The sequence below is a fragment of the Shewanella putrefaciens genome, assembly GCF_016406325.1.
Lineage (GTDB): Bacteria > Pseudomonadota > Gammaproteobacteria > Enterobacterales > Shewanellaceae > Shewanella > Shewanella putrefaciens.
Genome location: NZ_CP066370.1, coordinates 1,978,477 through 2,001,503, shown reverse-complemented (window position 1 = coordinate 2,001,503; position 23,027 = coordinate 1,978,477). Strand labels below are relative to the sequence as shown.

General features: G+C 44.5%; 13 protein-coding genes and 1 CRISPR repeat array. Of the genes, 3 read left to right on the top strand and 10 right to left on the bottom strand.

Annotated features, from left to right (window positions below):
• Positions 1-47: 47 nt before the first annotated feature.
• The 4 genes from lpxM to pheS form a co-directional block, all read right to left on the bottom strand.
• Complete coding sequence (gene lpxM / locus JEZ96_RS08975; protein WP_011789474.1) at positions 48-989, bottom strand: lauroyl-Kdo(2)-lipid IV(A) myristoyltransferase; 942 nt, start codon at positions 987-989, stop codon at positions 48-50.
• Between the two features lie 96 nt (positions 990-1,085).
• Positions 1,086-1,382 carry an integration host factor subunit alpha gene (ihfA, locus tag JEZ96_RS08970; protein ID WP_006081370.1) on the bottom strand — a complete coding sequence of 99 codons (297 nt, stop codon included), beginning with the start codon at positions 1,380-1,382 and terminating at the stop codon, positions 1,086-1,088.
• A 3-nt stretch (positions 1,383-1,385) separates the two neighbouring features.
• A complete protein-coding gene (gene pheT / locus JEZ96_RS08965; protein WP_061783345.1) occupies positions 1,386-3,773 on the bottom strand; it encodes a phenylalanine--tRNA ligase subunit beta in 2,388 nt (795 codons plus the stop codon).
• A gap of 15 nt (positions 3,774-3,788) precedes the next feature.
• Positions 3,789-4,772 carry a phenylalanine--tRNA ligase subunit alpha gene (pheS, locus tag JEZ96_RS08960; RefSeq protein WP_011789476.1) on the bottom strand — a complete coding sequence of 328 codons (984 nt, stop codon included), beginning with the start codon at positions 4,770-4,772 and terminating at the stop codon, positions 3,789-3,791.
• Positions 4,773-5,295: 523 nt separating this feature from the next.
• On the opposite strand from pheS, the gene JEZ96_RS08955 reads away from it, so the two are divergent.
• From JEZ96_RS08955 to JEZ96_RS08945, 3 genes are all read left to right on the top strand, one after another.
• On the top strand, positions 5,296-6,804 hold the full coding sequence (locus JEZ96_RS08955; protein WP_061783346.1) for a methyl-accepting chemotaxis protein: 1,509 nt from the start codon (positions 5,296-5,298) through the stop codon (positions 6,802-6,804).
• Positions 6,805-6,993: 189 nt separating this feature from the next.
• Positions 6,994-8,979 carry a TonB-dependent receptor domain-containing protein gene (locus tag JEZ96_RS08950; RefSeq protein ID WP_061783347.1) on the top strand — a complete coding sequence of 662 codons (1,986 nt, stop codon included), beginning with the start codon at positions 6,994-6,996 and terminating at the stop codon, positions 8,977-8,979.
• Positions 8,980-9,565: 586 nt separating this feature from the next.
• Positions 9,566-9,856: a cytochrome c3 family protein gene (locus JEZ96_RS08945; RefSeq protein WP_011919229.1), complete on the top strand. Its 291-nt coding sequence runs from the start codon at positions 9,566-9,568 to the stop codon at positions 9,854-9,856.
• 173 nt (positions 9,857-10,029) lie between these two features.
• Here JEZ96_RS08945 and JEZ96_RS08940 read toward each other — a convergent pair whose 3' ends face one another.
• The 6 genes from JEZ96_RS08940 to cas3f all read right to left on the bottom strand — a co-directional run bounded on the left by JEZ96_RS08940 (position 10,030) and on the right by cas3f (position 23,024).
• Complete coding sequence (locus tag JEZ96_RS08940; RefSeq protein ID WP_011789480.1) at positions 10,030-12,024, bottom strand: ATP-dependent DNA helicase; 1,995 nt, start codon at positions 12,022-12,024, stop codon at positions 10,030-10,032.
• Positions 12,025-12,322: 298 nt separating this feature from the next.
• A CRISPR array of direct repeats spans positions 12,323-15,231; the repeat unit is 28 nt; unit sequence TTTCTAAGCCGCCTGTGTGGCGGTGAAC.
• Positions 15,232-15,378: 147 nt separating this feature from the next.
• Positions 15,379-16,053, bottom strand: a complete 675-nt coding sequence (cas6f, locus tag JEZ96_RS08935; RefSeq protein WP_025008609.1) for a type I-F CRISPR-associated endoribonuclease Cas6/Csy4 — start codon at positions 16,051-16,053, stop codon at positions 15,379-15,381.
• Between the two features lie 2 nt (positions 16,054-16,055).
• Positions 16,056-17,084: a type I-F CRISPR-associated protein Csy3 gene (gene csy3, locus JEZ96_RS08930; RefSeq protein WP_025008608.1), complete on the bottom strand. Its 1,029-nt coding sequence runs from the start codon at positions 17,082-17,084 to the stop codon at positions 16,056-16,058.
• A 25-nt stretch (positions 17,085-17,109) separates the two neighbouring features.
• Positions 17,110-18,060 carry a type I-F CRISPR-associated protein Csy2 gene (gene csy2, locus JEZ96_RS08925; protein WP_011789483.1) on the bottom strand — a complete coding sequence of 317 codons (951 nt, stop codon included), beginning with the start codon at positions 18,058-18,060 and terminating at the stop codon, positions 17,110-17,112.
• Complete coding sequence (csy1, locus tag JEZ96_RS08920) at positions 18,057-19,355, bottom strand: type I-F CRISPR-associated protein Csy1 (protein ID WP_025008607.1); 1,299 nt, start codon at positions 19,353-19,355, stop codon at positions 18,057-18,059. The genes csy2 and csy1 overlap by 4 nt, the downstream gene beginning before the upstream one ends.
• A gap of 255 nt (positions 19,356-19,610) precedes the next feature.
• Entirely contained in the window at positions 19,611-23,024 is a 3,414-nt protein-coding gene (cas3f, locus tag JEZ96_RS08915; protein WP_128090090.1) for a type I-F CRISPR-associated helicase Cas3f, read from the bottom strand.
• Positions 23,025-23,027 lie beyond the last annotated feature (3 nt).

Below are 23,027 nucleotides of genomic sequence, written 5' to 3'. Positions count from 1 at the left end.
TTGAGCTAACCGCCTCAAAGCCTTTTTAGATACATCATCAAACGTTTTTAGTTACCATAAATAGAAGCCTCTCCCTCTGGACGCGTTTTTAATAAGCGCAGAAACCACATATATTGCTCTGGGTAAGCCAAGATCACCTGCTCTACAACCTTATTGAGTGCCAAGGCTTCATTCTCTTTCCCCTGCATATCTTCCGGAGCAATAGCAGGCATCACAGTCAGTTCAAACCGATATTGAGCTTGGTTATAGCCAATCTTTACAGGTAATACTTGAGCATTACCCGCCTGCGCTAAACGTCCAACCACAGGAAGCGTCGCTTTAACCGTCCCAAGAAAAGGCGTAAACACACTTTGTTCTGGACCTAAATCCTCATCAGGCAAATAAAAAAAGCTGTTATTCTGCTTAAGCTCGGCCAATAAGGCCCGAATACCCGCCTCACGCATATACACATGGCCGCCACAGCTACTGCGCACCCGATTACTAAACCAATTAAACAAACCGTTTTTATGGGCTTTTGCCATAGTCACCAGAGGCATCTCACAATTGATGCGTAATCCGGCATAATCTATCGGCCAGACATGGGGCATGATAAAAATAATCGGTTGTCCCGCTGCCTGCGCTTTTTTCACATGCTCAAATCCAAACAGGCTCACACGGCGGCGTAAATGTGCTTTCGAGCGAACTAATAACTCACCTTGGGATAAAAGCACCAAGACGAAGTGTTCTACGTTATCTTTGATCAATGCTTCAATTTCAGCGGCAGATTTTTCAGGAAAACAGGCTTTCAAATTCGCTCTTGCCACTCTAATCGGCTTTTTGGCAATAGGAATAACCCATTTTGCTAATAATCTTGCAATGGGATCACGCAGCCATGCGGGCATAAGTCCAAAAATAACCAGTAAACCAATCGCTAACCACGAGCCCCAATATTTAGGGTGTAGCAAGGCGAGTGTAAAGCGACGGTCAAAATATTTAGGCTGTCTTGACAAAGAAATCACCTCAGACAGTGGATAGGATAATGTGGCGAAAAAAATAAACAGGAAAGCCACTCGCTATGGAGTGGCTTTCCCATCAAACAAACGAAATTATTTACCCGTATTTGCAGCTTCTACACGAGTTTTCAGCTTCTGGCCGGGACGGAAAGTCACGACACGGCGAGCAGAAATAGGAATATCTTCGCCTGTTTTTGGGTTCCTTCCCGGTCTTTGATTCTTGTCCCTAAGGTCAAAGTTGCCAAAGCCAGATAACTTGACCTGCTCACCACTTTCAAGTGCGCCCCGAATTTCTTCAAAGAACGACTCAACCATCTCTTTGGCGACACGCTTGTTCATTCCCAGTGTTTCAAAAAGATGTTCTGCCATTTCGGCTTTGGTAAGTGCCATACTTTAATCCCTCAACGATGCGTTGAACTCGGTCTTAAGGGCAGAAACAACTGATTCAACTGTCTCAGCGATCTCTTTTTCCTCAAGTGTACGAGTAGTGTCTTGTAATGTAAGTGCTATCGCCAGGCTCTTCTTGCCGGGTTCAACACCTTTACCTAAGTATACATCGAACAAGTTTATGCCAACCAACTGATTTTCGCCAACTTTTCTTATCACTTTCATTACATCGCCTGCAGATACACTCTCATCTACTACAACTGCGATATCACGACGATTAGCTGGAAACTTAGATACAGCTTGGGCTAGCGGTAAACTGGTATGCAATAAAGCATCCAATTCCAACTCAAAAACGATGGTTTTACCATTGAGTCCAAAAGGCTTCTCCAAACTAGGATGGATTGCACCTATATGACCGATCACTCGATCATTTCTCAATATTTCAGCACATTGCCCCGGATGGAGGGCAGAATGCGTTGCTACTCTAAAGCTAAATTCTGACGCGGAAACTGTCAAGCCGATAATTGCTTCTAAATCACCTTTAAGGTCGAAAAAATCAACGGTTTTCGATTCCATAGCCCAATGTTCATCATTTTGAAGCCCTGTAATGACACAAGCGAGCATAGCTTGCTGTCTTACACCGGATTCTGCATTGATATCAGGAACAAAGCGCAGGCCAGTTTCAAAAAGTCTCACTCGACTCTGCTGACGACTTTGGTTGTAGCCAACGGCGGCCAATAAACCAGTGAACATTGACAGGCGCATGGCCGACATTTCACTGGAAATGGGGTTTGGTAACACCATAGCCTGCTCACCGGGATGCACCAGATTTTGCAATTTCGGATCAACAAAGCTGTAGGTAACCGCTTCTTGGAAGCCGCGAGCGACCAGTAAGGCACGAACGCGTTTTAGGCTTAAGTCAGATTCTTTATGATCTGACATACGCAGCGCGGCAACAGGCGCCGTATTAGGAATATTGTCATAACCGTAGATACGCGCCACTTCTTCGATTAAGTCTTCCTCAATCGCCATATCGAAGCGATACGTGGCCGTGGTCACCTGCCAGCTATCTTGGCTTGCAACCACACTAAAGCCTAGACGTTGCAGAATCTCAACCACATCAGTGTCTGGCACATGGTGCCCCAAAATTCTATCTAACTTACTACGACGTAACAGGATTTGTGCAGGTTTGGGTAAATCAGCATCCGATTTCGCTTCCACCACTGGGCCCGCTTCGCCGCCACAGATATCAAGTACTAAACGGGTCGCACGGTCGATAACCTTGTGTTGCATCTCAGGGTCAACACCACGTTCAAAGCGGTGTGATGAATCTGTGTGCAAACCTAAGCGACGTGATTTACCCATAATCGCTAAAGGCGCGAAGAAGGCACATTCAAGTAGAATATCTTGGGTCGTGTCGCTTACCCCTGAGTATTCGCCGCCAAACACGCCTGCAAGGGCTAATGGACGCGCATCGTCGGCGATCACTAAGGTATCGCTTGGAATCGTCACTTCGCTGCCATCAAGCAGAGTGATTTTCTCTTCGCCGTTGCCTAAACGCACTTGGATATCGCCCGTTAATTTGGCCAGATCGAAAGCGTGCATCGGCTGACCAAATTCAACTAACACAAAGTTAGTGATATCAACGATAGGATCGATAGAGCGAATACCGCTACGGCGCAGTTTTTCCTGCATCCATAAAGGCGTTGGTGCTTTCACATTGACGTTTTTCACCACGCGACCTAAGTAGCGGGGGCATGCCGCTGGCGCCTTAACGTTAATGGTTACTTTAGCATCTATCGTTGGCGTAACGGCTTGCCACTGTGGCTCAACCACTGCTTGGCGGTTTAACACGCCCACTTCACGGGCAAGACCTACCATGCCTAAACAATCGGCACGGTTAGCGGTTAAATCCACTTCTATCACGGCGTCATCAAGTTTGAGATACTCACGCAGATCCGTGCCTAATGGCGCGTCCAATGGCAGTTCGATAATGCCATCGCTTTCGACGTTAATGCCAAGCTCGCTGTATGAACACAACATGCCTTCTGATGGCATGCCACGCAGCTTGGCTTTCTTGATTTTGAAATCGCCAGGTAATACGGCACCAACCATAGCCACGGCCACTTTAAGACCCTGACGGCAGTTTGGTGCACCGCAGACGATATCGATAAGCTCGCCTGTGCCCACGCTGACTTTGGTCACGCGCAATTTATCGGCATCGGGATGCTGACCACACTCAACCACTTCACCCACTACCACACCATTAAAATCGGCGGCAACAGGATCTACGCCATCAACCTCAAGGCCGGCCATAGTGATCTGGTGGGATAATGCTTCACGGCTGACTGAAGGGTTTACCCATTCACGAAGCCAAGATTCGCTAAATTTCATGCTATTACAGCTCCGTTATTTAAATTGCTTCAGGAAACGTAGGTCGTTTTCGAAAAACGCACGTAAATCGTTTACGCCGTAACGCAACATAGTTAAGCGCTCGACACCCATACCAAAAGCAAAACCAGAGTATTTTTCTGGATCTATGCCAACGCTGCGCAGCACATTCGGGTGCACCATACCGCAACCTAGCACTTCTAGCCATTTGCCGTTTTTGCCCATCACATCCACTTCCGCTGAAGGTTCAGTGAATGGGAAATAAGAAGGACGGAAACGCACTTGCAGATCTTCTTCGAAGAAATTACGCAGGAAGTCATGCAAAATGCCTTTCAATTCAGCAAAGTTAACATGCTCATCAACCAACAACCCTTCCACTTGGTGGAACATAGGCGTGTGAGTTTGGTCGTAATCGTTACGATAAACACGGCCCGGAGAAATAATGCGTAATGGCGGCTTTTCAGTTTCCATAGTACGAATTTGCACGCCCGAAGTTTGGGTACGCAGCATCAGTTTAGGATTGAAATAAAAGGTATCATGATCGGCACGCGCTGGATGGTGCTCAGAGATATTCAAGGCATCGAAATTGTGGAAATCATCTTCAATTTCAGGCCCCTGCTTTACCGAGAACCCTAATTCCCCAAAAAAGGTTTCGATACGCTCGATAGTGCGCGTCACGGGGTGCAAACCACCGTTCTCTTGAGTGCGGCCAGGCAAAGTCACATCAATCTTTTCAGCGATTAATTTGGCTTCCAGCTCCGAACTCTTCAGACCATCGATGCGTTCAGTTAATTTTTGTTGAATCGCCTGTTTAGCATCATTGACCGCTTGGCCAAAGGCGGGCTTTTCTTCAGGGCTTAAGCTACCCATCATTTTCATCATGTCGGTGATCTTACCTTTCTTACCAAGGTAATCGACACGGATATCATCCAGTGCTTTTAGATCACTGGCCTGGTCAATAATGACTAAGGCTTGTTCTACGATCTCAGTTAACTGCTGCATTTTCTCTTCCACTGCATAGTCGCGCTTGATAAACAAGTGCTATGGGCGCCACACTTTCAGGCTATTTGGGTGCTCAGGTTATCGGGCGTTAATGCCAGACGCTTTGCTAGCTATAACGAAATAAAAGGATAGAAATTTTACGCGAGCGAGCGGCATATTACTAGGGCTTATTGGGGGTTTTTATCATGCAAATTCATGTGTTACCCCAAAACAGTGGATGAGTTTTGTTCAAGTTAAAAGTTAACCGATATTCTCAGGCAAGATTTTCATCTTCAACACGACTAGCACTAGCCGCGAATGTAACTAAACTGTAAACTCAAACCTGTACCTTGCCAAAATTGCAGCAATCAACACAAATAGACTGTAATTGGACAACATTAATGTAATACCTAAGCCTTCCAAAATACGCGTTTCAGCATCTGGGGATTGTTTAGGCATTAATACTTACAAAACAGAAAACTATAAAGTCTATGGCAAACTGACCGATACAGATTCGGTTCCAGCCTAATTTAATGAGGCGCTAATGAAAGAAGTAAAATTTCGTTGGATAGATCAATATCTTATCCACATGACCTTAAAAACTAAATTCGCTATTCTCGCCCTTGTCCCCATGATTATGATTGTGGGATTAGCGGTTTTTCTTAATATCCAGTTTCAGCAAACCCTTATTGATACACATTTCAAGACACTGCAAAACTCAGCACAACAAATTAATCAGATAACCGCCCAGCTCCATAGCAAATTACCAGACCAAGAACGCCAACGGCTACAAAACCAACTCAGTCACGGTAATGTAAACGTCATTGCCCTGAATAATGCTGATAATAAAGCACAATCCATCGCCCGCAGTGGTGGCGGTATTGATGATAGTCAATCCCAAAGGGCAATAAGTGGCGTTAATGATCAAAATCAGATCACGATTATTTCCATTGATAATACAGAGATAGATGCCCTACTCGCCAAAGATAACCTGTTGGTGTATGGGCTGATGGCGGCACTGTTGTTTGTGCTATTTTTGTTTAGCTATTACATTTCAACTTTTGTCGGTGGCGCGCTTTACACCACTGTCATGGCGTTAAAAAGAGCGGCCTCAGGCGATTTAACCGGACGTTTAAACTTTTTCGAAGTGAAGGACGAATTCAGTATCTTAGCCATCAGCATTGATACCTTAGTCGAACGGCAACATACCTTAGTGAAGCAAATTGCGGAGTCGACCAATAAAATTCGCGAGGTGGTGTCATCGTTTCGTAGCACCGCGCAGCAAGGTCAATCCCTCGCGGTAAATCAACGTCAACATCTCGATTCTTTAGCGACTGCAATGGAAGAAATGACCGCCGCCGTAAAAGAAGTCGCCCGCAATGCCGAGCAATCCTCTGCCGAAACTCAAGAAGCTAATCAGCAAGTGAGTGCGGGTGGTAAAGACATTGAAACCACAGTCAAAGCCATTGATCTGCTATCGGATGAAATTTCTGACGCCTCAAATGCCGTCAATATTCTCAATGATAATGCCAGCAAGATAGATGAAGTCGTTTCAAGCATTAATGCCATTTCCCAACAAACCAACCTACTCGCTCTCAACGCCGCGATTGAAGCGGCACGCGCGGGTGAACAAGGCCGCGGGTTTGCTGTCGTTGCTGATGAAGTAAGAACCCTCGCAAGCCGCACTCAATCGGCTACCGTTGAAATTAAAACCATGATTGAATCGTTGCAATCGGGCATACGTAACCTAACGCAAGTCATGTCGCGTACTGTGAACCAAGCCAATGAAGGCAAGCAACACGTACTGCAAACAGGTAAAGATTTAGAGTTTATCGCCCACCATAGCAACAAAGTATTTGAAATGAGCGTACTTATTGCGACTTCCGCCGAAGAGCAATCGGCAGTAGCCAATGAGATAGCCACCAATCTGATGGAAATTCGCAATCAATCCCATGATGTTGAACAATCGGCGAATCAATCAGTTTCAGGTTGCGATGAACTGCAAGCGACAGCAGGACAACTCGACCAACTTATGGTGGGATTAAAAGTCTAATGATTAAAGCAACAAGGGAGCCCACACTCCCTTGTTGCTTAATTATGCATCACTATTCCACTTATTATTAACTAATTCATTTTCATACGTAAAACTTACAATAGATTTACATATAATGGTGAGCCATTCACTTGTTGCCACCATTAAGAATAATTATCATTCGCCCAATTTTATCAAAGGAAGAATGATATGTTTACTTTACAACGTTTATGTAAGAGCCGGATAAATTGTCCATCACTCCCCCGTTTTACCCCTTCGGTTTTATCCTGTGCGGTTGCCATTGGATTATCGCTCTCAACAACCTTAGTTAATGCGGCAGAAACGACCTCAGTCAATCCAGACATGGAACGAATCGTGGTAACAGCAACCCAAACTAAGCACTCTGAACTTTCCGCCCCTGCATCGGTATCGGTGATTAATCGTGCAGAACTGGATGCGCTGGTCATCGACGACCTTGCTAGCGCGGTGCGTTATCTTCAAGGGGTGAATATTAGCGAAGGCACATCCTATGGCCGCAATGAGATCAGCCTACGTGGATTAGATTCTGATTACACACTGATTTTAATCAATGGCCGTCGAATCAACTCGCGCGAAGCACTCACATCATCTTATGGCAACGATTTTGACTTGTCTTCTATTCCCATGTCAGCAATTGAGCGTATTGAAGTTGTGCGTGGCCCTATGTCGTCTTTATATGGTTCAGAAGCCCTAGGTGGGGTCATCAACGTCATATTGCGTCAACCGACTGACGACTGGCAAACCAGTGTTGGTGTGCAATATGACACACCAACAAAAGGTGACGGCGGTGATACCACTAAATATAATTTTTATACCAGTGGCGCACTTATCAAAGACAAGTTATTAGCAAATCTGATTGTGGATAGCAGCAAACGCGATGCGTGGCGCTCAGATTTAAAACCTAAGCTAGATGCCCTTGAAGACAGAGATGAAATCAGTGCCATCGCCAATTTACAATGGCTTATTGATAGCAACCAAGATTTACAGTTTGACCTCAGCTATGCCGATGATGAACGCGAATCCGATTGGAATAACTATGGTGCTATCCTCACAAACTACCAACAAGCGGAGCGGATAAGTTCAGGGTTAACCCATAATGGTCACTGGAATTGGGGCGATACTCGCCTACGCTATTACTATGAAAATGTTGAAGTAACTGATAACTCAGCCCTAATTGCCGAGATTGGCAATATCACCCAAACCAACCATAATCTCGATGGGCAAAGTACCGTGCTACTTGGCGATCATATGCTCACTGGTGGTGCTGAATATCGCTGGACTAAGCTTGAAAATAGCCGCAACGTCTTAGGTGACGGAGTATTAGACGATAATCAATCGGCCCTTTATTTACAGGATGAATTTAACCTAGGCGAACTCAATATCACCCTAGGTGGCCGTGTGGATCACCACGATGTTTACGGCACAGAATTCAGCCCTCGCCTGTATTTGGTCTATAACCTCAGTTCTGAGTGGGTGATTAAAGGCGGTGGCGGTAAAGCATTTAAAGCCCCTAATATGTCACAATCGCAAGCTGATTATATTATTTCGTCTTGCCGTGGCTCTTGTACCCTTGCGGGTAACCCAGAATTAGAACCTGAAACCTCAGTCAACTATGAATTATCAACCCAGTACCAAACTACGGATATTGGCGGCTCGATCACTTATTTCCATAACGATGTTGAAAATAAAATCATCACAGAAACTTGGAATAGGGTTCCCGGCGCGGTATTAACCTACCAAAACGTAAATGAAGCGAAGATAACAGGTTGGGAATTACAGGCATGGTACGATTTGACCGATGATCTCAGCTTAAGTGGTAATTACAGCAAAACCGATGCAAAAGATAAACAAAACGGCACGCCATTTACCCTAACGCCAGAGGATAGCTACAACATTAAACTACAGTGGCAAGCATTAGATGGCTTATCGACCTTTGTCGCCTACCACTATACTGGTGAGCAATATCTGCGGACAAACGTCAAATCTGATGGTTATGGCTCATTAGACATTGGAGCCAATTATCAAATAAACCCAATGTTTAGGCTTAAATTAGGTGTCACAAACCTCACGGATTCAGAACGAGATGATGCTGCAACGGACCTTGACTACATTCAAAAGAGCCGTAGCGTATACGCAGGGATCACCGCGAGTTTCTAAACCCTGTAAGCACTAATGGGTTTAAAACACTCGTAATTAGCCATAAATATAACGGGTGAAAATGCATTTTGCGTTTCACCTGTTATATCCAATACATCATTACATTTTCTACAATTTAGAATTCTTAAAATCAATTTAATTAAGTTGATTTCTAACTTTGAGATTTTAAATATTAACTTTAAAACTTCAGGACACCATCTAGATCAAATTTTTAAACTAAAAAAGTCATTCATCCATTCACATTTGATAACGATCAACGTTTTATCACTTCAAAAACTTATTATACCTTCGAAATGTTAAACATAAATCTCTGGATTATTATTAATTTAACCTTAATTTTGGCGAATTAACACCTGATGTATTAAGCGATATTAATCATAAAACAGCGACATCAATGAAGCATAAGCTTTCATTGATATATCATCTCGTTTTTTTAAATAAACAGTAATGATACCTACATCATATTCACACAACATGCGCTTTATTACCAAAAGCACAGGTTTTATTGGATAGTTATCATAACGACATAGATGATTTAACTCACTTGAGATTGATGATTTACCCAACAATAAAGAAGGAAAATAATATGCTTAAAAAGATGATGCTAATGTCTGTACTGTGCTTTTCGACTAGTTTAATGGCGGCATCACTTGCCGACAGCCATTCAGAACGCTCTGATTGTGAATCCTGTCATAAGGATAAAACCCCTTCTGCGGATTATGTTTTTGAAAATGAGCAATGCGTAGCATGTCATGGTGAAATGAAAACCCTTAAAGGTGATGCCCATACTAAACATGATGGCGTTCTCACATGCACTAATTGCCATATCGCCCATGAAGAAAAAGCACCTGCTGATTCCTGTAAAGAGTGTCATTGATTTATTGTTAAGTGAATAAAAACCAACCGTGTTGAATGGATTCACTAGGCAGTAACGCCTTTTAAGACCTATCTCCAAAGAAATTTGCCACCTATGCCCACAGGTGGCAATTTTTATTTAAGCTATAACGCCTAAACAGTCAGTTGTCCGCCAATATTATTAATAAGATGTTTTTATGGGATGGTTCTTAAAAACGCCAATGCTTTATCTAAGTCGCGGGTACGCGCCATTGGCGGCAGTGAATTTAAAAAGGCTTGACCATAATAGCGATTCACAATCCGATTATCGCAAAGGATTAATACACCACGGTCTTTTTCATCACGAATAAGACGTCCAACACCTTGTTTAAGCGCAATAATCGCCTGAGGCAACGACACTTCAGTAAAAGGATCGCCCCCTTGACGACTCACGTTGTCGGCTCGTGCGCGATACAGTGGTTCATCAGGTGAGACAAAAGGTAATTTATCGATAATCACGCAACTTAATAGCTTGCCACGGACATCCACCCCTTCCCAAAAACTGCTAGTACCGAGTAATACCGCATTACCAAGCTGACGAAACTTAGTTAACAAACTCTGCTTTCCCGCTTGCCCTTGCACCAACAATGGATATTGAGTACGAGCCCGCAGTGCCAACGCAGTTTGCTCCAGCATGTTATGGCTGGTAAATAGAATAAAAGTACGTCCTTGCGCCGCATCTATGGCTTGCACACACACATCCACCAGTTGTTTTAATGCTTGCTGTTGATTTGCCACATTCCCAAGTTGCCTCGGCACACAAAATACGGCTTGGCGCGGATAATCAAAGGGACTATCGAGAATACTTTGGGCCGCATCGACTATCCCCATTTCACGGGCAAAATGCGCAAGGCTGCGATTAACTTGCAACGTTGCCGAGGTAAATATCCAACTGGTTTCTGGCACAAATAACTGCTGACACTCTCGGGCAATATTAATTGGCGAAATACGTAGCACGACAAAGCGACTACCAAATTCAACGCTATAGGCGGCCTGATTATTATCGCAATGAAAAAACACATTGAGTTTATTATTTAACTCAGCCAACTGAATCGCGATATCATCTAATAACTCACTACGGCCAATATGAGCCATTAATAAATTTTGCAGTGCAGTTAACTCTGCCAGTAAATCCCATGAGGCAGTAGCGAGTAATTTATTGCCTAGCACCAATCGCCAATCTGACTCACCAGCCGAATATAACTGATTATGCCAATCACTTAATTTGGTAAGACAACGCTGACAAAACTGGGCAATTTGACCAGTATCACTCAGTTCTGTTTGATAAATGGCAAGTAGCTTTTGAATAAGATCATCGATAGTACGACTCGAACATTGTTGACCAAAATAGTTAACACAAATATCGGGTAATAAATGTGCCTCATCGAAAATAACCACATCGGGATCGGGCAATAACTCAGCAAAGCCCGTGTCCTTCAATACGCTATCAGCGAAAAATAAATGGTGGTTAACGACGATAATCTTAGCATCCATGGCACGGCTACGCGCTTTACGGGTAAAGCAGACCTCATAAAAATCGCAGCGCTTGCCAAGACAAGTCTCCTTGGTACTCACCACTAATGGCAGCGCAGAAGAATGCTCAGGAACAGAGGTAAGCGCACCAATATCACCATCCTGACTAATACCCGCCCACTGATTAATTTTTAATAAATCATCCAGTAAACGAGCTTCAATATGGCTTGCCTCTCGCATTTGTTTATCCAGTCGCCACTGGCACAGATAATTATTACGCCCCTTGAGTAAGGCGAGTTTAGGCTCAATCCCAAACATAGAGGTAAGTGCAGGTAAATCTTTAAAAAATAATTGCTCTTGCAGATTTTTACTGCCTGTACTAATGATAACTTGTTTGCCGCTCAATAACGCAGGGATCAAATAGGCAAAGGTTTTTCCAACCCCCGTGCCCGCCTCAATCACCAAATTACCTTTAGATGCAATGGCCTCACTTACCCCTTGTGCCATCTGCATTTGACTTTCCCGAGCACTAAATCCTTGAATATGCGTCGACAATACCCCTCCTTGCAAAAATGCACGTTGCACTTCAGTCGAGAGTCGACTTACAGATACAGAACCGTTTGAGGCTAAAGGCTTAACCACTGAGGCTTGAGTGGTTGATTGGCGGGAGCGAGTCAAAGGGGAAATCTATCCTTTATCAAGGTGTTATAAAATATTCAAAAAGTATCGTAAGGCCGTAATCAATTATTGAACTCATCAATAGCCGATATGGGCTGGCACTCTCTAGCTGACGCCATACATCACAATACTAGGCTTAAAGTTAAAAGGGAGTTCGAAGCATTATGCTGATTTAAGATAAGACTACAAGTTAACAACGACATTAACGCCAATATTAGCACTCACCCTTACCGCTATATCTACAAACCGCCAGTGCGGCGGTGAACCTCAGGCTATCCAGCTTAAGTTTGATGACGAATTGCTAAGCCGCCTGTGCGGCGGTGAACTAATGCAGAGTGGCATGCTGGCTTTGAGCTATTTTCTAAGCCGCCTGTGTGGCGGTGAACAGAGTTCACTTCAAAATCATCACCAACTCCAATTTCTAAGCCGCCTGTGCGGCGGTGAACCAAACGTCAAGAAGTCACAGATTTCAGATGACTTTCTAAGCCGCCTGTGCGGCGGTGAACAATTAGATGAAATTAATGATGAAACCGACTCATTTCTAAGCCGCCTGTGCGGCGGTGAACCGAAACATGGATAATCCAAGCGTTGTAATTGATTTCTAAGCCGCCTGTGCGGCGGTGAACTTAAGTTGAATAGCGTGCGAAATTGTCATCTGTTTCTAAGCCGCCTGTGCGGCGGTGAACAGGGGATTTATCCCCTTGATGTTTAGCGGAGCTTTCTAAGCCGCCTGTGCGGCGGTGAACGTTTAGCTGTAACAGACTCGCCAGCCTCAACATTTCTAAGCCGCCTGTGCGGCGGTGAACAACAGTTCACTAATCATTATAATTCTTCTAATTTTCTAAGCCGCCTGTGCGGCGGTGAACGCACCAGCAGAGCCAAGCATCGTTATCGATGCTTTCTAAGCCGCCTGTGCGGCGGTGAACTCGCCTTAACCGAGCATTACCAGAATCGCCAATTTCTAAGCCGCCTGTGCGGCGGTGAACTAGCAGATTATATGCGGTTATTAATATCGCAATTTCTAAGCCGCCTGTGCGGCGGTGAACTTCTTAGAATGCGTGATGTAGAAAATGCTATATTTCTAAGCCGCCTGTGCGGCGGTGAACTTAGTGCCGCTGTTGATGCTATCACGGGCGATTTTCTAAGCCGCCTGTGCGGCGGTGAACTTACTAATAATATTAAAGCCTTACTCCTACCATTTCTAAGCCGCCTGTGTGGCGGTGAACTTAAAAAACTAATATCCACGCCAGAAGTCAGTTTTCTAAGCCGCCTGTGTGGCGGTGAACCAACATAGTCTATTGTGGTTTCAGGGCTGGCATTTCTAAGCCGCCTGTGTGGCGGTGAACACGTTATGTTGTCGCTGATCTCTTTTTGCAATTTTCTAAGCCGCCTGTGTGGCGGTGAACGCCTGAAACCCCTAAAGATGGGTGCGCTTATATTTCTAAGCCGCCTGTGTGGCGGTGAACATCGGAACGTTCGAAGCGGCTATCGGCACGGAATTTCTAAGCCGCCTGTGTGGCGGTGAACGACTTCCCTGACACGACCGAAACGTACAAAATTTTCTAAGCCGCCTGTGTGGCGGTGAACAAAAATCACTAACCGGTGATGTTAACCAATCGTTTCTAAGCCGCCTGTGTGGCGGTGAACTACGTATGCTGAATCTTGCGAACCGGGGTTAATTTCTAAGCCGCCTGTGTGGCGGTGAACAAGATCCAATCTATGATTGGGACTTGCCAAAATTTCTAAGCCGCCTGTGTGGCGGTGAACACAGTTGATTTATCAAAGGTGTGTCCTCCAACTTTCTAAGCCGCCTGTGTGGCGGTGAACGCGATTACGTTCACCAAGGAATACTTCCTGTTTTTCTAAGCCGCCTGTGTGGCGGTGAACGGCTACAGGGAAATGCTCACGGCGGGAATAAATTTCTAAGCCGCCTGTGTGGCGGTGAACGAGCCCCAAAACCTAGCCCAGCTCCGCACGAATTTCTAAGCCGCCTGTGTGGCGGTGAACCAACATCCCCGTCGGGGTATGATTGCCCCGATTTTCTAAGCCGCCTGTGTGGCGGTGAACTTATCTATAAATCTCGTGCTTTCTGGCGCAAATTTCTAAGCCGCCTGTGTGGCGGTGAACGCTTGCGGGAATTTGATAATGGAAGGGGTACTTTTCTAAGCCGCCTGTGTGGCGGTGAACTAGAAGCCTTTGACCGCGATATTGAGGGTGAATTTCTAAGCCGCCTGTGTGGCGGTGAACTCTGATTTTAAAAATCCTAGTTCTGAGTTGTTTTTCTAAGCCGCCTGTGTGGCGGTGAACGGATTAGTCCATGTTCTGCGGCCTAAAGGCTGTTTCTAAGCCGCCTGTGTGGCGGTGAACATTTGTTTGGTGCAGTCTTATTTTTACTTGACTTTCTAAGCCGCCTGTGTGGCGGTGAACGTTTTTCGTTAAAACCTTCGGCATCGTACCTCTTTCTAAGCCGCCTGTGTGGCGGTGAACTGGCGTGGCTTGGTGACACCTATGTTACTAATTTTCTAAGCCGCCTGTGTGGCGGTGAACGACGACTTTCGCTGTGATGCCCGACTTTGATATTTCTAAGCCGCCTGTGTGGCGGTGAACTTTTGCGTATGCGTGATGTTGAAAATGCGATTTTTCTAAGCCGCCTGTGTGGCGGTGAACACAAGATAAGCAATGGTATTCAATGACTTAGATTTCTAAGCCGCCTGTGTGGCGGTGAACACCAACGAACTGATTTTTTCCTATCTGTCTGATTTCTAAGCCGCCTGTGTGGCGGTGAACGATCACATGGTGCATTGCGGGATTAGCTGCATTTTCTAAGCCGCCTGTGTGGCGGTGAACTTTTACCAGTAGTTAAAGAACGAACCATATAATTTCTAAGCCGCCTGTGTGGCGGTGAACTTTCGGCTGAGGAAACTCTTATTGCACTGGTGTTTCTAAGCCGCCTGTGTGGCGGTGAACAAGCTAAAACCAAGTGGCTTAGACGTCAATGTTTTCTAAGCCGCCTGTGTGGCGGTGAACACTTCAGTACCGCAAATTAGAGTAATCTCAGATTTCTAAGCCGCCTGTGTGGCGGTGAACGATTGTTAAGAGAAGCCTTCTCTATCCGTGAATTTCTAAGCCGCCTGTGTGGCGGTGAACGCTATGCGTGGCCTGTAGCAGCTTTCGTGACTTTTCTAAGCCGCCTGTGTGGCGGTGAACAATAGCTTATCTGCAAAAAAATAAGTTACAACAGGCAGATAGGTAAAAAAACGTACTTTTACCTTTCTAAATATCAACTGTTGTAACTTTTTGTTTTAAAACTAATTTTTTAAAGAGCAAAAATAAAGGGTATTTTAGGTCTCTAAATTAACCTTCAAACCAAGGGACTGCGGCTTGTTCTGTTTGAGCACGACGGCTAAGCCCGTAGCAATTAAATAGCCCATTATTTTGACTAGGTTTGGTGACTTTTTCACACTCAATAAACAATAAAAACTTTCTGCGATCTGCGGGACTGACATCTTTCTCCGTTGATAAACTTCGCAAGTTGATAAATGGCAATTTAGATTTAGTATCGAGATTATCTATCGACGCTAATAAACGCGTCTTAACTTCATTAATATCAAAGCCATTTTTTTGGGCGATCACTATCGCACGAGCATCGATATTTCTGCGCAGTTTGTCAGGTGACTTAAAGTGGCGGCGTTTAAAGTAAGCATATTCGGAGACATTATCAGGCACCGCTTTAATTGCTTTTATGTGTACATAATCCGCTAAACGCGCCAACCATTGCGCAACCTTAAGATCTGCTAGTTGCTGCTCTGTTCCAGCGAATAATCTTAACTTATCCCCTAACGGAAACTTTGTATTATCACTGAATGACTTAGCATCATATTTGGGGAACGACAACCCAATGGCTGAATTTTCCACACTGACTTTATGTTCAACCAACATCAAGTGGATCTGCTGGTAAACTTTGTGCCACAAAAAGCCAAGATTGGCTTCGGCGTCGGGCAGTAAAGTGATATCGAGGTAGTATTTCATTACTACTCCTTATCACTTTCGCCAAATACTCCACCGCGCACTAATACCGCCATCACATAGTGCTCATCTTCAATTCGGCTTAGCTTTTCACCCCGCGCCCACAGATCAAAAAAACTGTAAAAATCTTGTTTGGCTGCAGGAGTACGATAGGCCTTACCTAGATTAGTAACTGCGCCATAGGGTTCGATGGCAATGGCCCCCGCACTAGTTTCAGGATCGGTAAATTCAGGATACCAAGTATCGATAGTACGCAGCGCATTACCGAGCTTTTGTGAGTGCATAGCCGCTAACCCATTAACATTATAGAGAATTTTGCTTTTCTCGCCTTTACCTTTATCTAAAACCAGTTCTTCGCTTGGGTAGACTTCTTGCGCTCTCCCTACCTGTGCAAAACAGTTGATATCTAATAATAAAAAATCATCCTCACTGGAAAGTACTGTGGCGATATGGTTAGCCAGTGCGTTGATTTGCGCATCGTTATTATCAAAGCTTTTGGTACTAAATTGAGTGGCGTCGAATGTCCAGCTTTGATCAAGCGTGCTATTTTTTGCCCTTACTTGCACTTCAATGTTCTCTGCACCGACGCGGTTACGCCATAAAAAGCGAGCATTGGCTATATTAGTGGCGTAACGGCGAGCTAACTCGGTAAAACCTTGGTTTTCAATGTAGGCTGCTGCCGCTGCGCGGTAACTTTGTTTGAACAATGCATTGTTACAAGCGGATGGCTCGGTAATACCCCCTAAGACTTTAATGGTGAATTGCAAATTCAGCGTATCGTGCTCTGGCGCCAGCGCACAGGCATCCACACGTTGTAAATTGGCTTTTTCCACTTCAGCATTAAGCTTGGCGGGGTCATTTTTTATCGCTGCTTTTAAACGGTTGGAAATGGTGCCTCGCACCGATTTCTCCCTCAATGCCAATGGCACTATTTGACTCCGTTCGGTCCATGAGGTGCCATACATATAGCCATCACTCACCACTAACTTTTTTTCAAAGGCTAATACTGATGCCACATTTTCTTTTTTCGCCATGATAAATATCCTTTTCTATTAACGATTAAAATTCTGATTCGATTGAAGTTAAGCCCGAACTTGCAGATTTAGGAGATTCGCTATGTTTTTGCTGACAAAGGTATAAGTCGCCATCGATGTGATAACGCCACAGCATCTGCTCTACACTATGTAAGCGATGTGGCATTTTAAATTCACCTAAGGTTACAAGACTTTCAGCGAACCGATGTGACGTGTTCGGATCGCGCTGATTTTTAGCATCACTCAACTCACTTAGCGCATGATATCCGGTAGCTATTGGCACTACCCACCCAGCCGGTTTGTTTTCGAGTGTTTTACGGTAGCTGCGCCACTCGATGTTACCTTCTTCGTCCTGATCACAACTATGATGAACGGCAAGGTAGTCAATTAACGCATTCAGGGCATCCACACCCTCTGCCATAGCGGCTTGCATCAAATCGCGACGCTCAATCAATACATAACCCGGCATTAAGTGACGCTGTAGTTTGCGTAAATCTTTATCATCACCTTCACTGTTGTTGATACAAAAAGGTGGCTGAAAACTTTTTATATCGCCACCCGCTAACTTCATCTTGGCGTGCAATAACTGGGTTACCGCACTTAATAAGTGCTCATGTTCATCAATAGTGATCCCATTGAACTCAATCACTAAACTGATCTCAAGATGACAGCGTGCCTCTTCAATGAATGCGGATCTCGCACCGGTTTTATCCAGAGGATTACCTGTACCTACAATGGAGTGAACATAGTCATTGTCTCCTTTGTAGGTTTGTAAATTGACATCGTGGCTGACCACACCAGTCGCTAAAAAATTTACTGGGATATCTTGTGCATTTACATGCCGTTGCAACGCATGTACACCACCCAACCAGGCCGTCATTGCCGGAAACCCTATGGTAAATGGGCTGGATAAGGCATTGGCGTTATGCACCTTAATATGAGGAATAATAAGTAGTTTTTTAACTTCACCTATCATCGCAATGCCTCCTTATTGCTTAAGACGATTTTCTGCATCTGCCGATATTCAGCATCACCAAACTTAATGGCTTTGCTACCCAAGGTTTTTTCATAACCATGGAATAAAAAGCCTGTGATGGCATTGCAAATAACATCTAACCAGTCGTCGGTTGTCTCACGTAATATTTTGGTGTGTTCACAAAGCCAGGTTTGTTGCACCGTTGGAAGCAGACTATCTTCTCGTCGGAATTGAGCCTGTGCAACAGAACGCACCTGCCACATTTTTTCAATGACGTGATCAATTACACTTTGGTAATAGTCATCCCGCTGCACCCGAATATGCATATTGTTATCATCGCCGCGATAGAGTTGATGTAAGGCCTGAAACTGATTTTTACATTGGGTGTAACGTAATGTCTGACTAAAAAAATCACTGTGGGGGAAATGTACATCGCGATTTTTAAGGTTAGGAGGCAGACTCAACAGCAAGTGCGCTTTACCGCCATTTTGATTATTTAACACACTAATATTTTGAGGTTTAGTGCCGCCATAACCTATGGTGGTGAGGTTATAGATTTCTTTGTATCCCTGATGAAATTGGTTGGTTTTCTTTTTATCACGCGCCTCTTTTATGGTCTCGCCAAAACGCATGGCATCCAGCCGCTGCCTCAGTTCAAACACTATGCCAGAAGCAGTTAACAGAGAGAGCTGATGATATTCGATTGAGGCTAAATGACCATTAACTGAGTTGCCGCGATTCAGTGGAAAATACACCTGCTTTATTTTCGAGCTGGTAATACTTTCACTGCTTGTTGCCGTCATCGCTAAAAACGCTTGCTTTAACGTCTGGTAATCTGGGTAGATTTCTTTATTCGCGGCTGCCAGTAAATTTACGGCTTGCTCACTGTCACGTTCTAAATGCTGTATCAGCGTTTCGCCATCGGCCAACACTAAGGAGAGAAATTTATACACATCCAGCGCAGCGGCGTTGCCCAGAGCATCGGCGGCCACTTCAACATTGCCGCTGCGTAAAAAACCATCATTGGCTTTTTCACTATGAGCAATAATGGATGTCACGTAACCATTTTTATTTTTACGCGAACTGGGGTGACTAAAGGTACAAGGATGGGTAGAAATGGCGATTTGCCCAGCCCGACTGGCGGCATTAGGTAGCCAATTTGCCAAGCTAAACTGTGTTTCACACTCGATTTCCAACGCCTTTATCTCAACGTCAGACATAGATGCTTTAATATTTTTCTTTAACCACGCCGATTTTCGGTCAGCGAAGAACTCGCTTATTGCAGAATCCATCATGGAATATTAGCCCTTTTTTTGTTGGGTGATTTTTATACTAAAGACAATAAATAAATAAGTAAACGCCTATTTAAAAAAACTAATGAACTAATAAACAGTGTCGTTCAAAACATAAATTTTAATTTGGATTAGAAGTTGCGATACACTCATTGCACTGCCACACAGGCAGCTCAGAAATATTTAAAAAAGCTAAGCTATTTTTGTTTACTGCCGCACAGGCAGCCCTTAAGCCAGAGCCATAAGCTCTGGCTTTTTCTATAGTTTTACCAATCCTAATTGATCGTTATAAGCGTATTGTTGCTTTTCATTATGGGGGAAGTTCAACTCGCCATAACGAAGTGACACACGCCTTTGACTCAATGGCTGCTGACTATCTAGGCTTTTATCGGCAAATTCAGCGCAGGCTCTGTCATAGTCACGTACCAGCCATAACCTACTGCGAGCCTGCGGGGCTAACCCGATACGCTGAATATTAAGAATATTCTCACGATCATCGGCATAACCTTCTTCATCCTTTTCGCAAAAGCGACTGGTGTTCTGGTCGTTATCGAACACTAAAAACACTTTAATACTGGGTTCACTGTGCCTAAATGGCGTGAGCTGCTGTGCTAATGCGGTTAAAAACCAATGTTGATTTAACCAGCCTTGTAAAGTTGCTGGGCTGGTTTGTGCACCTTCACCCTGCATTTTATAGTTAGACAACCAACTCCAAGTCGCAATATGTTCTAGCTCAATTAAACTGCCACAAAGGCTCACATGACGCATATAGTCCGCAGTTAACTGTACTGGTTTGTGAATACGAGGAATGGCATCTAGGCGCTCTGCGATATCGAGGGTATTGATCAGACGAGTCAGATCATGCGTTTCCAACGAGCAAACATCTTCATAGCCGGGACGATTAAAGACTCTGACACGTTCAAGGTGGTTATCTCGGATCCCTTTCCAGTTATATTGCAACAAAGCAATGTTTGCTGTAGTCACTTCACCTTCTCTGTGTCGCTTTACACGTCCGGCTAATTGAATAATGGAACGATAGGATGAAGGCTCAATCACAGCCCAATCAAAATCATGGTCCCGCCCCACTTCCTCCACAGGTGTTGCAACTAATATAAACAACACATTGCGTATAGCGTTAGACTGCGCAGCTATCGCCGCTAAATGCTGACGAATAACAGGATCTGACAATGCCTGTGGCGGTTCGTTTTCAGCTTCCTTACGTTTAAGCACTTTATCTAAGTGTTGCTCTTGTATCGAGCGCAGCAATAACACTTGCTGACTGTGATAAGCCATAACTCTTACCTCAGTATCAAGCGGCCATTCTTTGGCTAATAAATACTGCGTCAATGCAACACAAGGGGAAATATTGGCAACGCGCACCACGCCAAAAGAGACATTAAGTTGAGTATTGATATCGTGAGCATGGTGTTGCAGGTGTTTTTGCAAGGCACTTTGTGCAATCACATTAAAATAAGCCAGTTGCTTACTTTCAATCACTGTTTGCTGTTGATTGCTTTGGCCTTGATGCTGCTCGATAATCGCTTGGCAAGCACTAATATCCGCTTTTCGTTTGGCTGGCTGTTGCTTTAACTTAGCGATCCGCTTAGTAATAAAGGCATCATGTTCCTGTCGATATTGATTTATTGCGGCGGGTAATTCGGCGACACAGTTGCTTGTCACCTGAGTAGAAAATTCATCTATCCAAGCGCAGCCAATCACTGAACTGGCACTGCGAGTTTTGCAATAGAGCTGCCAACCATCGCGATAGGCCTTGAAATACCCTTCGGCCATAAAAGGTGGAATCGTGGCGGAGGAAATCATCACCTTACGCCCAAGCATACCCGCTAGATGAATTAGCCTGCCAATAGCGATCAGATCGTCGCCAGTAAAATCATCAATCTCGTCAATCACTAAATCTGACGACATCAAGCGCAGGGTCGGCAGAATATAGCGGCCACCACGCTTGGTTTCTGTTGCGGCCATCAAATGATCAATAGTGCAAGCCAGAACTGGCGCATACAAGAACTGTTTATCTCTGTTACAGGTTAACACTGTACTTAACCCTTGCTCTGGAATCGCACAGTCAAAATCTATCTCTTCATCCAGTAGAGTTTCTTGTGATGATGACCCCGTGTGTTCCACATTTTTTTCATCCAATTCAGCTTTACGCTGTTGGTGCAACTCCATGACTGCCCTAGAGCCAATAAGTACAGCCAGTTCGCTGTTATCTAAACCCACACGCTCACGGTATTCATCACCTGTTTGCAGGGTTAATGTGCGCAAACCTAAGGCCAAAATAAAGCGCAAGCTTTTACTGTCACCCGATAACGCTCGCATCACTTTGGCGTTTGCAAAGGTTTTACCACAACCCGTACTGGCCATATTCACAGTAAAAAAACCATATTTCTGTTTAGCTTGCTTATCGATGGCATAACGCCAAGTGGTGATTTTATCCACCGCTTTATCCTGCCATTGATAGGGTTTAGGGCTAGGTTTGCGCAAACTATGAATATCTTCTGCAACCGGCGGTTCTTGCTCAAATGCAGGCAATAAATGTGCTGTATTTAATGCACAGCGAGCAACACCCACTAAATGCTCATCCAATTTTTGCTTTAAGGTGTTAGTCGCTCTGTCGGTATTAGCATAAAGACCTGTGGTGTCCTGCCACTTTTGATCGGCTTGCTGTGAAGAATAAAAGTGATCGCCTAGCATTAGGCATAAACGGGCATGATTGAGTACAAGTCGATAACTACCATCAGTTAAACATTGCTGTACCTGCGTTTGTTGCTGCAATAACCGCGCTGACCATTTTTTGACTTGCTGTAACCAAGGTTTTGAATTACTGAGTAATCCATTAGGAAAACGAAAGCAGCTCTTTAGGCGTTTCTCGTAATCCTGTTCGTCATAGCGATTCTGATATCCCCACTCTTTGCTGATACGAGCAAGCATAATATCGAGTGATGCTGCACTTTCCGTTTTGTAATCAGTACACAGATCTTTATCCGGCAATGGTAACCTGTGGTGCGATACGATTAACCATGCCACCAATTTAGCTATTGGCGGTAAAGCATTAAGTGGTTTAGCTGTGTCCGCCTGAATAAACTGTTTTAAGCGGGATTCGTCAATATCAGCTTCACTTAATCGGCTCAGCCATTGCTCATCGGTATCAGCATCAGTCGTGTGAATAAAGGCATGTAATAGCAGTAAAGATATCCACTCATGACGAATAGGATCGCCCTTAAATCGATGTTGACTACTCGGATTTAATTTATCCTGAAACAACGTAGTTGCCTTACCCCAGTCATGTAATAGTGCCGATAGCCCCGCCAGTGCTTTAATTAACGGTAAATAGTGCCAATCATTTTCAATATCGCTCGCTAATAAATTCCTACGGGTACTATTCACTGGCACTATGCCTTGTTCATTAAATTTCAACCGATTGCCCACCACCCACAATAGTTGGCTTCTGGCGCGCGAACGGATCCAGTGACAACTCACCGCCGTACTTTTACTGGCGGTTTGACGCAGCATCTTTTTCACGGTCAACAAGCCATCTTCGGTGATCAGGGTTTGCCAAGTGTTATCGCCTATGCGGTTAGCAAAAGCATCCAGCACTCGGCGGGTCTTTTTGAGGGCATTTTTCTCGCACTGACTGATGAATGTCACCATCATAGC

Bases quoted from the DNA above. Each gene is read 5' to 3' on its own strand.
- csy3 (WP_025008608.1), bottom strand. From the start codon at position 17,084: ATGGCGAAAAAAGAAAATGTGGCATCAGTATTAGCCTTTGAAAAAAAG.
- cas3f (WP_128090090.1), bottom strand. From the start codon at position 23,024: ATGATGGTGACATTCATCAGTCAGTGCGAGAAAAATGCCCTCAAAAAG.
- csy2 (WP_011789483.1), bottom strand. From the start codon at position 18,060: ATGATAGGTGAAGTTAAAAAACTACTTATTATTCCTCATATTAAGGTG.
- JEZ96_RS08945 (WP_011919229.1), top strand. From the start codon at position 9,566: ATGCTTAAAAAGATGATGCTAATGTCTGTACTGTGCTTTTCGACTAGT.
- JEZ96_RS08955 (WP_061783346.1), top strand. From the start codon at position 5,296: ATGAAAGAAGTAAAATTTCGTTGGATAGATCAATATCTTATCCACATG.
- pheT (WP_061783345.1), bottom strand. From the start codon at position 3,773: ATGAAATTTAGCGAATCTTGGCTTCGTGAATGGGTAAACCCTTCAGTC.
- cas6f (WP_025008609.1), bottom strand. From the start codon at position 16,053: ATGAAATACTACCTCGATATCACTTTACTGCCCGACGCCGAAGCCAAT.
- csy1 (WP_025008607.1), bottom strand. From the start codon at position 19,355: ATGATGGATTCTGCAATAAGCGAGTTCTTCGCTGACCGAAAATCGGCG.
- ihfA (WP_006081370.1), bottom strand. From the start codon at position 1,382: ATGGCACTTACCAAAGCCGAAATGGCAGAACATCTTTTTGAAACACTG.
- JEZ96_RS08950 (WP_061783347.1), top strand. From the start codon at position 6,994: ATGTTTACTTTACAACGTTTATGTAAGAGCCGGATAAATTGTCCATCA.
- pheS (WP_011789476.1), bottom strand. From the start codon at position 4,772: ATGCAGCAGTTAACTGAGATCGTAGAACAAGCCTTAGTCATTATTGAC.